14 protein-coding genes and 1 pseudogene are annotated in these 12044 nt (G+C 65.6%); 8 read left to right on the forward strand and 7 right to left on the reverse strand.

Features of this window, described 5'->3' with window-relative positions; translation table 11 throughout:
• Window positions 1–32: 32 nt before the first annotated feature.
• The 6 genes from H3H37_RS16495 (at window position 33) to H3H37_RS16520 (ending at window position 4947) form a co-directional block, all read left to right on the forward strand.
• Window positions 33–782 (forward strand): pseudouridine synthase, encoded by a 750-nt coding sequence (locus tag H3H37_RS16495; RefSeq protein WP_182164423.1) that lies wholly within the window; start codon window positions 33–35, stop codon window positions 780–782.
• A gap of 247 nt (window positions 783–1029) precedes the next feature.
• Window positions 1030–1704 carry a flagellar brake protein gene (locus tag H3H37_RS16500; protein WP_182164477.1) on the forward strand — a complete coding sequence of 225 codons (675 nt, stop codon included), beginning with the start codon at window positions 1030–1032 and terminating at the stop codon, window positions 1702–1704.
• A gap of 246 nt (window positions 1705–1950) precedes the next feature.
• Window positions 1951–2532 carry a PEP-CTERM sorting domain-containing protein gene (locus H3H37_RS25890; RefSeq protein ID WP_229218879.1) on the forward strand — a complete coding sequence of 194 codons (582 nt, stop codon included), beginning with the start codon at window positions 1951–1953 and terminating at the stop codon, window positions 2530–2532.
• Window positions 2533–2636: 104 nt separating this feature from the next.
• Window positions 2637–3104, forward strand: coding sequence for a hypothetical protein (locus tag H3H37_RS16510; RefSeq protein WP_182164425.1), 468 nt, complete (start codon window positions 2637–2639; stop codon window positions 3102–3104).
• 30 nt (window positions 3105–3134) lie between these two features.
• A complete protein-coding gene (locus H3H37_RS16515) occupies window positions 3135–4094 on the forward strand; it encodes a M14 family metallopeptidase (protein WP_182164427.1) in 960 nt (319 codons plus the stop codon).
• An 88-nt stretch (window positions 4095–4182) separates the two neighbouring features.
• Complete coding sequence (locus tag H3H37_RS16520) at window positions 4183–4947, forward strand: substrate-binding periplasmic protein (RefSeq protein WP_182164429.1); 765 nt, start codon at window positions 4183–4185, stop codon at window positions 4945–4947.
• Window positions 4948–4969: 22 nt separating this feature from the next.
• Here the strand turns inward: H3H37_RS16520 and sugE are convergent, their stop codons facing one another.
• Window positions 4970–5290, reverse strand: a complete 321-nt coding sequence (gene sugE / locus H3H37_RS16525; RefSeq protein WP_375540008.1) for a quaternary ammonium compound efflux SMR transporter SugE — start codon at window positions 5288–5290, stop codon at window positions 4970–4972.
• Window positions 5291–5476: 186 nt separating this feature from the next.
• Between sugE and H3H37_RS16530 the strand changes: the two genes are divergently transcribed.
• Entirely contained in the window at window positions 5477–5773 is a 297-nt protein-coding gene (locus H3H37_RS16530; protein ID WP_182164481.1) for an ArsR/SmtB family transcription factor, read from the forward strand.
• 53 nt (window positions 5774–5826) lie between these two features.
• Window positions 5827–6888, forward strand: a complete 1062-nt coding sequence (locus H3H37_RS16535) for an alkene reductase (protein ID WP_182164431.1) — start codon at window positions 5827–5829, stop codon at window positions 6886–6888.
• Window positions 6889–7007: 119 nt separating this feature from the next.
• On the opposite strand, the gene H3H37_RS16540 is transcribed toward H3H37_RS16535, so the two are convergent.
• The 6 genes and pseudogenes from H3H37_RS16540 to H3H37_RS16565 all read right to left on the reverse strand — a co-directional run.
• A complete protein-coding gene (locus H3H37_RS16540; protein WP_182164433.1) occupies window positions 7008–7976 on the reverse strand; it encodes an MBL fold metallo-hydrolase in 969 nt (322 codons plus the stop codon).
• Window positions 7977–8124: 148 nt separating this feature from the next.
• Window positions 8125–9687, reverse strand: a complete 1563-nt coding sequence (locus H3H37_RS16545; protein WP_182164435.1) for a coiled-coil domain-containing protein — start codon at window positions 9685–9687, stop codon at window positions 8125–8127.
• 50 nt (window positions 9688–9737) lie between these two features.
• Entirely contained in the window at window positions 9738–10295 is a 558-nt protein-coding gene (locus tag H3H37_RS16550) for a hypothetical protein (protein ID WP_229218880.1), read from the reverse strand.
• Between the two features lie 16 nt (window positions 10296–10311).
• Window positions 10312–10995 (reverse strand): C39 family peptidase, encoded by a 684-nt coding sequence (locus tag H3H37_RS16555; RefSeq protein ID WP_182164437.1) that lies wholly within the window; start codon window positions 10993–10995, stop codon window positions 10312–10314.
• Window positions 10992–11444, reverse strand: coding sequence for a hypothetical protein (locus H3H37_RS16560; protein ID WP_229218881.1), 453 nt, complete (start codon window positions 11442–11444; stop codon window positions 10992–10994). Before H3H37_RS16560 ends, H3H37_RS16555 begins: the two co-directional genes overlap by 4 nt.
• A gap of 68 nt (window positions 11445–11512) precedes the next feature.
• A pseudogene (locus H3H37_RS16565) lies at window positions 11513–12044 on the reverse strand (hypothetical protein); the annotation flags it as partial.

Consider the following 12044-nt stretch of genomic DNA (forward strand, 5'->3'; position numbering starts at 1 on the left):
GCGTCCCTCCCCCATTGAAGAAATAAAGCAACATGAGTGAAGAACTTTTACGCCTGTCCAAACGCATGTCCGAACTGGGCCTGTGCTCGCGCCGCGAGGCCGACGAATGGATCGCCCGCGGCTGGGTGCGGGTGGACGGCAAGGTGGTGTCCGAGCTGGGCAGCAAGGTCTATCCCAGCCAGCGCGTGACGGTGGAACGCCAGGCCGCGGCCGAGCAATCGAAACGTGTGACGGTGCTGATCAACAAGCCGATGGGCTATGTGAGCGGCCAAGCCGAGGATGGCTACCAGCCGGCCGTGGCGCTAATCAAACCCGAGAACCGCTGGGCCGACGACCCGGCCACGGAACAGTTCCATCCGACCCAGCTGCGCAGCCTGGTGCCGGCCGGCCGGCTCGACATCGATTCGGTCGGCCTGCTGGTGCTGACCCAGGACGGCCGCGTGGCCAAGCAACTGATCGGCCACGACACCGATATCGACAAGGAATACCTGGTGCGGGTGGAATACACGCGCCCCGGCAAGCTGCCCGAGTCGGACCTGAAAAAGCTCAATCATGGCTTGTGGATGGATGGCAAGCCATTGCTGCCGGCCAAGGTGCGCTGGCAGAACGAGGACCAGCTCAGTTTCACCCTGCGCGAAGGCAAGAAGCGCCAGATCCGCCGCATGTGCGAGATGGTGGGCCTGAAGGTGGTGGGCCTGAAGCGGGTGCGGATCGGCAAGGTCAAGCTCGGTGACTTGCCTGTCGGACAATGGCGCTACCTGCGGCCCGACGAGCGTTTTTAAGCCTGCGCACCCCACCTGCGACGGCGGGTGTGGCATCGGATAGCCATTAGATGAAAGATTCTTGCTATTCTGCAAGCCAATGCGGGCAATAGTGGGTAAACTACCCCTCGCAGACCATCTTTTTCCCCCGAAAATTGCAAAGAGATATGCCGTCGTGAACAATCCCCTCCCCACCCAATTCCGTCGTGGTCCGCCCAGCCTCAGCGATGCGCAGGAACCGATCGCGGCCGGCAGCAAGCCGCACGAGATGCATGACGAGCAGGACATCGGCGACGCGCTGGCCATGCTGGCCGAGACCGGCGATCCGGTGTCGATCTACCCCAACAGCAGCACCAGCGTGGTGATGGCGCGCATCCGCTCCGTCGATCCCGACCATCCCCATTTCGTGCTGGAACTGAACGAAGGCGAAACCCTGCCGCCCGGTGAAGCCGTGTTCGTGGCCTGGCTGCGCAGCGCCAAGATGCAATTCAAGCTCAGCTCGCCCGACTGGGCGCCGCTGGCCGGGCAGCCGACCCTGATCCCGGCCACCTTCCCCGAGAAGTGCCAGATCCTCAACCGGCGCGCCGCGCAGCGCCTGGAAACGCCGCTGGGCGTGTACTTCCTGGCCTCGTTCGTGCTCAACGGCAGGCCCTATGAGTTGCAGTTGTATGACTTTTCCGCTGGCGGCGTCGGCATGCGGGCCGCCCCGCGCGATGCCGTGGGCCTGCACGTGGGCCGCAAACTGCAGCGGGTGCGGCTGGAACTGGGCCCGGACGCCGTCATGATCGCCGACCTGGAGATCCGCTTGTCGCGCACCTTCCGTTCATTCTTGCTTGGCGAGCAAGTACAGATCGGCTGCCAGTTCATCAACCTGTCACCGATGATGCAGGAAGAGCTGGCCCGGCTGCTGCAAAAGCTGAGCGCGGAAAAGAACCGGAGCTAGCCGCCAATGCCGGCCCGCCAGGCCATGCAACATTTCTGGCGCTATAATTTTATTGCTCCCGAATCCACTAAATGAGCATACTTGCAACAAAAGAGGCAAATATTTTTGTTTTCAGTTAGCAAATTCCGTGAGTCTTATGATAACCTGTGTTCACTGCTTCAATTTCACACCGCTGGCAGTTGTGAAGCGCAGACAGAATAGCGAGCGATGCCAGTCATTTATCACTCTACAAACACGGGATATAACATGAACAACACGAAGATCAAAGCGCTGAAACTGTCGATCGCCGCCGCCGGCCTGGCGCTCGCCGCCTCCGCGAACGCCGCCTATGTGGACGTCACCAGCCTGGTGACCAGCAGTATCGTTAACAATATCGCCACCTTCACGCTGGAGGCTGGCCATACTGTCACCTTTACCGACTTCGCCTCGTCGCCAGTGCAAGTTGCGTTCTGGTCGAACGGCGGCCCAGCCAACCAAAACTCCAACACCGTACTGAATTCGATCAACTCCAGTGGCCTGACCGGCTGGGGCCTGCCCGCCACCCTGACCTACGTTGGCGGCGCCAATGCCTCGGCAATCCCCAACAGCACCCTGAAGACGCTGACGATCAACCAGCCACCTCAGTACAACTACCTGGCCCTGCACTTTGGCGACGGCGAAATGCTGTTCCACTGGACCCAGGCAGCCGCCAATCCGTTCGTCGTCACCAGCGACAAGCTGAGCAACTATCGCGCCTTCTCGTCGCCAGTACCTGAGCCAGAAACCTACGGCATGCTGCTGGCCGGCCTGGGCCTGGTGGGCTTCCTGGCCCGTCGCCGCAAAGCCTGATCGGCAAACGCCACATCCGCAGTACCAGACGCCCCGCCCGGGGCGTTTTTTTTGGCCATCCTCTTTGCCCGGCGCTGGCCACGCATTGCCGCTACAATGGCGCCATGACCTCCACCCTGCTCGCCTGGCTGCGCCACCTGAGCCGCGTTTGCGGTTTCGAGACGGCTGACGCCTTTCCACCCGGCCATCCCTATGCGCGCACGCGCTGGAATGGCGCGTATTTCGACATCGCTTCCGACGTCAAGCCAGAGCAGATCGAGAACCGCCTGTGCGAAGCGATCAGCAACACCCCGCTGGTATTCGCCTACATCACCAACCCTACGCCACGCATGCAGCGTGCGCTGCTGGCCGTGCTGGAGCAGCGCATGCGCAACAACCGCGGCCGCGCCACGGAGCTGGCGCTGCTGCTGATCGATGCTTACCGCAGCCCGCATGTGACGGAAGTCTTGCCGGGCCTGCGCGCGGCCATCGCCAGCACGGCGGGCCAGGATGAGGGCGACCGGGCCCGCGCCCTGATGGCTTACCTGTCCAGCATGCAGTCACCGTTCGACGTGATCGATGCGCGCCCCTGAGCGCGGGGCGCCAACGCGAGGGAGCAACGGATGAAACCGGCCAACGAGATCGCGTTCAAGTCAGTCGGATACCAGGGCCAGGGCGATGGCCCGCGCCTGATCGTGCTGGGCGCCGTCCACGGCAACGAGACCTGCGGCACGCGTGCCATCGAACGCCTGATGGTGGAACTGGACAGCGGCGCCCTGGCGCTCACGCACGGCTGCCTGACGCTGGTGCCGGTGGCCAATCCGCTGGCCTATGGCAAAGGCGAACGGAGCGGCGAGCGCAACCTGAACCGCAACCTGTTCCCCAATGCCGCGCCGCAGGATTTCGAGGACCGCGTGGCCAACTGGCTCTGCCCGCTCCTGGCCAGCCACGACGTGCTGCTGGACCTGCATTCCTTCAACGCCGACAGCGCACCGTTTGTGATGGTGGGACCGCCGGACAACGACGGGTCGCTGGAACCGTTCCATCAAGCGCGGCAGGAACGGGCGCTGGCGCGCCGGCTGGGCGTGCAGCGCTTCGTGGAAGGCTGGCTGCGCACCTATGGCCAGGGCGTGCGGCGGCGGCTGCGCGGCGACAGCCAGCTGGACCTGGTGCTGCGCTACGGCGTGGGCACCACCGAATACATGCGCAGCACGGGCGGCTATGCGCTGACGCTCGAATGCGGCCAGCATGCCGATCCGCGCGCGCCGGACGTGGCCTACCAGGCCATCGTAAATGCGCTGGCCTTCCTCGGCCTGACGGCCGCCACGCCCCCGGCGCCCGTGCCCGAGGCGCGCATGGAAGTGCTCAGCATGGTCGAAGTCCACGACAAACTGCACGCGGATGACCAGTTCAGCCGCGACTGGGCCAGCTTCGACCCGGTACGCCAGGGCGAGGAAATCGGCCGCCGCGCCGATGGCACGCCGGTCGTGGCCCCGTTCGACGGCGTGATGCTGTTTCCCGACAGTGCCGCCGCTGCCCACTGCGAATGGTATTACCTGGCCCGTAGCCGTCCCGGCCTGTGATGACGGGGCGTCGCTTTTCGCGCGGGCTTGCACCATGCAATGCTGGCGCACGCCCGGTGATGCGTCTAGAATCGTCGCAGGAGGCAACATGAATATCCCTGGGTTACTTTTGCTGACGGCCGCCGCGCTCACCGCGTGGCCCGCCTGCGCCCGGGACCAGGTGAGCAACCTGCCCGTGCTGGCCCAGGAAAGCCTGCCGCCCAAGTGGATCAACCGGGGCGACCACAGCGAGGGCGTGTGCCCCGACATCCTGCAAGCGATCGAGAAGGCGGAGCCGCGTTTGCACTTCACCGGCCAGCACGAATTCCGCTCCATCCCCGTCATCGAGCAAGGGCTGGAATCGGGCAACGTGGCGTGCGCCTGTGCGCTGCTCGATACCCAGCGCCGGCGCGACATCGCCACCATCGTCGGCAAGCCGCTGTACATGGTGCGGCACCGGGTGGCGGCGGCGGCCAACGACCGGGTCAAGGTCGACAGCCTGGAAGAGCTGGTGAAACTCAAGCCACTGGTCAACACCTCGCGCGGGGCCGGTTATTCGGACCAGCTGCGGGCCCTGGGCCTGAAGGTGGACGACAGCACCAGCGACAATGTGATCAACCTCAAGAAGATCATCGCCGGCCATGGGCGATTCTTCTACATGAACGAACTGTCGCTGAACTGGATCGTGCGCGAAAACGGCCTGGGCGACCAGGTGCGCCTGGTGCCAGGCGTGCTGAAGGAAGAACCGATCTATTTCTGGGTCAGCAAGAAAGTGCCGCCCGCGACCGTCCACTTGCTGGACCAGACGCTGTTGAAGCTGCGGGCGACCGGCGAACTGAACCGCATCTACGAGCGCTGGAGCAGCGGCCGCTGACGCTTCACGCCACTCAGGCCGCTCAGGCCGTGGCCAGTTTCAGGCCGAGGATGCCGGCCACGATCATGGCGATGCAGGCCAACCGCACCACGCTGGCCGGTTCGCCGAGCACGATGATGCCGAAGATCACCGTCCCCACCGTGCCGATGCCGGTCCAGATGGCATAGGCCGTCCCCAGGGGCAAGTGGCGCAACGCCAGGCCCAGCAAGCCCACGCTGCCGGCCATGGCCAGCAGCGTCAACACGGACGGCACGGGGCGGGTGAATCCCGCCGTGTATTTCAGCCCGACGGCCCACGCCACTTCCAGCAAGCCCGCCAGTATCAGTATCAACCAGGTCAACATCGTCTCCTTGAGAGGTCAGGCCGCAGTGTAGCACTGCCCTGCCGCGCTTGCCGGACACAGCCTTTTTTGGCGGCCGCCAGCACGATTTCAATTTATATCGTAAGATGGCGATATTGAAATCGGCAAAAACCGATACATATATCGTCCTGTGACGAAACACACGAAGTCAGTAACAAGCGAGTAATGATGGATATCGATGCAATTCACAAAGCGCTGGCCAACCCGGTGCGACGCCAGATCCTGGCGTGGCTGCGGGAGCCGGAAGTCTTCTTCGCCGACCAGCAACACCCGCTCAGCCTGGGGGTGTGCGCCGGCCTGATCGACCGCCGCTGCGGCCTGTCGCAATCGACCGTATCGGCCCACCTGGCCACGCTGCAAAAGGCCGGGCTGATCGTGTCGTATCGGGTCGGCCAGTGGAATTACTTCAAGCGCGACGAAGCGACCATCCAGGCATTTCTCGACCACATGAATACGGGCCTCTGAACGGGGCTCGCCTTTGCCGGCATGGCCCGGCACTTTTATGACAGGAACTCATCATGGCAAATCTGTTTGATCCCATCACCATCGGCAACCTGACCCTGAAAAACCGCATCATCATGGCCCCGCTCACCCGCGCCCGCGCCATTGGTGGCGGCCGCGTCCCCAACGCCCTGATGGCCAAGTACTACACGCAGCGCGCCAGCGCCGGCCTGATCCTGAGCGAGGCGACCGCCGTCACGCCGCAGGGCGTCGGTTACGCGGACACGCCCGGCCTGTGGTCGGATGAGCAGGTGGAAGGCTGGAAACTGGTGACGAACGCCGTGCACGCGGCCGGCGGGCGCATCTTCGCCCAGCTATGGCACGTGGGCCGCATTTCCGACCCCTCGTTCCTCGACGGCCAGCCGCCCGTGGCGCCCAGCGCCATCGCCGCCAAGGGCAATGTGAGCCTGCTGCGTCCGCAGCGCCCCTTCCCCGTGCCGCGCGCGCTGGAGACGGCCGAGCTGCCCGGCATCGTGGCCGCCTACCGCAAGGCGGCCGAAAACGCCAAGCTGGCCGGCTTCGACGGCGTGGAAGTGCACGGCGCCAATGGCTACCTGCTCGACCAGTTCCTGCAAGACAGCACCAACCACCGCACCGACAACTATGGCGGCTCGATCGAGAACCGCGCCCGCCTGCTGCTGGAAGTGACGGACGCCTGCATCGACGTCTGGGGGGCCGACCGCGTGGGCATGCACCTGGCGCCGCGCCGCGACACCCATGACATGGGCGATTCGGACCCGGCCGCCACCTTCGGCTACGTGGCGCGCGAGCTGGGCAAGCGCAAGATCGCCTTCATCTGCGCCCGCGAAGCGGTCGGCGACGACAGCCTGGCGCCGATGATCAAGCGTGAATTCGGCGGCGTGTTCATCGCCAACGAGAAGATGGACAAGGCGACGGCCCAGCGCGTGCTCGACGCCGGCACGGCTGACGCGATCGCATTCGGCAAGGCCTTCATCGCCAACCCCGACCTGCCGCGCCGTTTGCAACTGGACGCGCCGCTCAACGAGTGGAAGATGGAAACGTTCTACCATCCGACGGAAGAAGGCTATACCGACTATCCGGCGCTGGAAGTGGCGTAAGGAACCCATGCGGCGCTGCGGCGCCGCATGACACCGCAGACCGTGCCGCAGCCAGCGCACGGTCCGGCAAAAAAACAGGGCGCCGCGGCGCCCTGTTTCTCGCGTACAGGCGCAGGTGATCAGCGCGGGATCGCGTAGTTGACCGGCACGAACTGGTAGCCCTTGCCGCTGGCGCGCAGATGGCCCAGGGCCGGGAATTGCAGGTGGGATGCACCGATCAGGTAACCCTGCTTGGCCGCGTCGGCGAAGGCGGCCTTGCGCTGGGCGGCGGCGGCCTTGTTGTCCGTATCGAAAGCGATGGTCACGGCCGGATCGTCGAACTGGACGGCCGCCACGTGCATCAAGTCGCCCAGCAGCACCAGCTTCTGGCCCTTGCTTTCCACTACAAAGGTAGTGTGGCCCGGCGTGTGGCCGGCGCTCGCATACGATTTCACCCCCGGCACCAGTTCCGTATTACCCGTGATGGGCACGAACTTGTTGGCCTGAACGTAGGGCCCCAGCGCGCCCATGGCGCCCTGGAAGAAGCCCTTCTGTTCGGCCGGCGCATGGTCCAGGTTGGCCTGGCTGAGCCAGTAATCGGCATCGGCCTTGCCGGCGCGCACCACGGCATTGGGGAAGGCGCGCTGGCCATCGGCCGCCAGCCCGCCAACGTGGTCGGGGTGCATATGGGTGATGTAGATCTCGTCGACCTGCTCGGGCTGGTAGCCGGACGCCTTCAGGTTGGCCAGCAACTTACCCAGCGTAGGACCGAACAAGCCGGCCGCGCCCACGTCCACCAGCACCAGTTTCTCGCCCGTATTGATCAGGTAACCATTGACCGAGGTTTCCAGCGGGCTGTGCTCGAACGACTTGGCCAGCGCTTTGTTGGCTTTATCCTTCGGCATCTTAAGCAAGGTATCGACCGGCAACTCGACCGTACCGTCGCTGAGCACGGTCACCTCGAAATCGCCCAGCATGGTGCGGTAAAAGCCCGGCGCCTGGAATTTGGCCATGGGTGCGGCAGCCTGGGCCGGAGCGGCGCAGAAGGCGGCGGCGATGGCGGCACCAAGGGCGGCCTGCAACGGCCGGGAAAGCAGCGTCGAAATCATAGGATGTTCCTTCGGTATAAAAGTTGCCAGGAACATTAAGATACCTGATTTGCTACTTTGCTGCTGAGCTCGCTTTTTGTTGCCCTGTCTTCTTTAAGCTGTCCCCTCTTTACCCGCCCCTGCTTTGACCTGTCGCTTCTTTGCGCCCTTAGAACGTGACAGGCAGCCGCACCGACAATTGGACGTCCGGCGTGTCGCGGGTCAGGCCCGCGCCCACGGCGACGTTGATGGTGCGGCGGTCGCTGAGCCGGTATGACATGCCCAGCAGCAGCGTGCCAAGCTGGGTGCGCACGGAGCCGGGCACGGGTTGACCGTTCTGGCGCGTGCGCGCGATGGAGCTGTGGTCGTAACCGAGGCTCATGGCCAGCTTGTCGTTCAGCGCCAGTCCCAGACCGAAATTAAAGCCGATCACACCACCGGGCGCCACCGTGCCCAGCGGCTCCGACTGGCCGTTCAGCACCTGGCGCATCACGTTGCTGCGGCGGAAATTGTGCAGGTAGCTGACGCTGCCGAACAGGATGGCCGGATCGCTGGGATAAAGCCAGGTGAGGCTGGGTTGCAGCGCGTAAAAGCCAGAACCGGTGGGCAGCTGCAGCGGCAAACCGGTGCCGGTGGCGTCCGGCCCCACGCAGCGGGTCACGCAATCGGTGACGACATCGAACGGGTCCTTGCCGCTGCGCGTCTTCAGGCGCAGGCCGCCCACGTAGAAGGCCTGATCGGCCGCCTTGCGCCGGAACTGGTGGCGCACCGCCAGTTCGACATCGCCCAGCGCCTTGCCGCTCGTATCGAACGCCCGGTCCACGCCCGTGCCGGTGAGAATCTCGCGGCTGACCGTGCTGTCGGAACGGTACACATAAGGCACTTTGAGCTCGACTTCCGTGCGCGGCCCGATGCCGTAGCGCCCCGTCAGCGTGGCCGTTACCGTGTTGCGCTTGAGCTCGCGGATGTCGACCAGGCCGATCAGCAACGCCGGAATGATGGTGTAGCCCACCAGCGCCACGCGATTGCTGGACGAATAGCCGAACTGCAGCGACGGCTCCAGCACATAGTGTCCCTTGGCTGTCAACACACCGGGCTGCTCGAACAGCGGCGCGACCTCGGGCGGCCTGCCTTCCCCCGGCGGGGCCTCACCGACCGGCGTGCCGCCCGCTGGCGCACCGCCGGCCGCCGGTCCCGCCACGGGGCCAGCCGCCGAACCCGTCGTCGCGCCGCTCGCCGCCATACCCGTCCCGTTTCCTGTTCCACGCTGCGCGGCCAGTCGCGCTTCGGGCACCCCGGACTGCACGAACGTCGCACCGGCCTTGCCAGCGCCGGCATGACTAACGCCGGTATGACTAACGCCGGCCTGGCCAACGCCGATCGGGCCAACGCCTGCCTGGGTAATGCCGGACTGACCAACGCCGGACTGGCCAGTGCCAGATGGACCAACGCCGGCTTGGCCAGCAACGCCTGGGCCAGCCCGACCGTGCTCAACATCGTCCGGCGCGCGCCCTCGCTGCCCAAGCTGGCGCCGCAGCGCCTGCAATTGCGCCTTCTGCTCCGCCAACTGCTGCTGCATGTCCCACAAGCGCGCCTGCAACTCGGCCAACGAGACCGCAGCCGGCCGCTCGTCCTCCCCGGCCGTGCCACCCTGCTGCGCCAGCACGGGCGCACTGCACAGCACCACCGACAATCCAATCGAACTGATACGCAACGTCTCACGGTATGGCATCGTCTCTCCTCAAGCGCGGTTGGCCTGTCAGCCACGGCAGCGGCCGTGTCTTACTTCGGATGCACGGCATTGCTGAGCGCATCGCGCAGGCCACCTTCGAAATTCAGACTCTTGAGCAAGGACAGGCTGTTGACGACCGTGCTGATGGTCGTCTGGCTGCGGATCAACTGGTCGCTGGCGCTGTTCTGGATCACCAGTGCCCCAGCGGCCTGCCCGGCGAGCGCCGCATCGAACACGTTGCCGGCGCCGTTCTGCACCAGCGTCAGCGCCGCTACCGCATCGCCCGCCAGCGCCGCCTCACCGGCCGCCACCTTGCCAAGGTCGGAAATGACAAAGTTACTACTCGCCACGACGTTGCCATTGATCGAAACCAATCTTTCCACACCTAGCGACAAAGTCAGCCCGTTGCCGGCATCAAATCCGCCCCGTGCGGCGTCGAGCCGGCTGTCATCCACGGCCACCCAGTCGTCGGACGGATCGCGGGCCATGGCGGGCGCGCAGCACAGGCACAGCGCCAGCAACAGCGGCCGCACGTCGGCCCCGGACAGGAGCGTTGGCAGGGACGGCCGGGGCGACAGGTTCGGCAGGGTCGGCAAGGTCAGCATCATGGCGCCTGCGCTCCGGTCAGAAATTGCCGGGCCCGTTCTTGGGCAAAGTGACATCGGCCAGGCCACGGCTATCGAACGCGTCCGCCAGCGGCGCGCGCGGCGCGGCCCGCCAGTCGGCCACCGCATTGAAGCGCGCCGTGCCCCGCCAGCCGTGAATCACGAACAGCAGGCGGTTGCGCCAGATGGCGTCGAACGCGGCCTCGCTCATGGCACGGGTGCCGACGGCCGGATCGCCAAGCAACACCCGTCCATCGGCCACGCCCTTGACGACGACAAAATGCTGGTAGCCGTGGTCCGACACGAGCACGATGGCCGGATAGCGCGCCTGCACCAGCTTGGCCAGGGGCAGCTCATATCCGTCGGCCGTGAAGCCGTGCTGGGCCAGGTAGCGCTTCATGTCCAGCAGCGAAAAACCTTCGCGCCGTATCTTGGCCTGGTCGCCGTGGGCGTACATGTCCGCGAACACGTGCTGCTCGTCGGCGGGAAAGCCGTAGTGGTAGCTGAGCAAGGTGGCCACGGCCGCCGAACCGCAACTGAAGTCGTACTGCTGGCGCACCGTGCTCTGGTAGCGGATGGCCGCCAGGCTGGCCACGCGCAGCGCAAAAGAGCCGCCCCCGGCCGGCAATTCCAGCTCGACGGCATGCGCCATCGGGCCGCCCAGGGCGGCAAGCACGAACAGGCTGATGGCGGCGTGTCTCATTGCAGTTGCACGTTGATGATGGTCGCGTTCTGGATCAACACATTCGCACCGGAATTCTGTATCGCCACCGGCAGACCGGACGCATTGCTGAATGAACCATTGGTGATGATGTTGGCGCCCGTGGCCACGTTGACGGCCGTGTTGCCGGCCACCGTCCCGTTCAGTTTCATGTCGTTCCAGACGGTGTCTGTGCCGCCCCGTAACTGCGCCAGCCTTTCAGCGGGCAAAGGCGGCACATCGAATGGCGCCCCGTCGTCGTCGCGGCGCGCATCGGCCCCTTGCACCGCCTCCCTCTGCGGCGCCACCACAGGCAGGGCTGCGGGCGGGATGATGGATGCCCGGGCGTCCGGCCCGGCGCCGGTCCTATCCTCCCCCTGCCCGCGCGCCACGCCGTGCAAGCAAACAGCCAGCCCCAGCACGGTCCAAATTGCAGTTCCTTGTCGTTGCATATCGTCCTCCGACAGCAAATGGCGGGTGGGAACGAGCCGCTGCCCTGGCCCGCTCCCGCCACCGCACACTACTTGCCGACCTGCAAATTGGCCTGCACGTTCACGCTTTGCTGCACCAGCGAAGCGATCCCGCTGTTCTGGTTGACGACCATCACCCCGGCCGCCGACTGGCCCACGTTGCTCATGGTGTTGGACATATTGAATGTGCCCGCATCCACCGAGACGTTGCCGGCCGCACCGCCGGTGCCGCCCGCGCCCGCGCCACCCGTACCGGCGCCAGCCGTGTTGGTGCCACCGGAACCGCCCGCCCCGCCCGTGTTGCCGCCACCGCCGGCGCCACCTGCGCCGCCATCACCTGCCGTGGCGCTGCCATTGGTCGGGTTGCCGTTGCTACCATTGCCGCCCGTGGCCGTGCCGCCACCTGCGCCGGCGCCGCCCGTGTTCTGGGCCATGCCGCTGGCCGCGCCATTGCCGCCGGCAGCGCCGGCCGCTCCCGCGCCGCCCGTGCTGGTGCCGGTGCCACCCGCCGCACCCGCACCACCGGCGCCACTGCTTGCGGCCGCGCCAACACCCGCCGTATTGCTGACCCCGGCGCCCGCA

The sequence above is a fragment of the Rugamonas brunnea genome (assembly GCF_014042345.1).
In the GTDB taxonomy this organism is placed as follows: domain Bacteria; phylum Pseudomonadota; class Gammaproteobacteria; order Burkholderiales; family Burkholderiaceae_D; genus Rugamonas; species Rugamonas brunnea.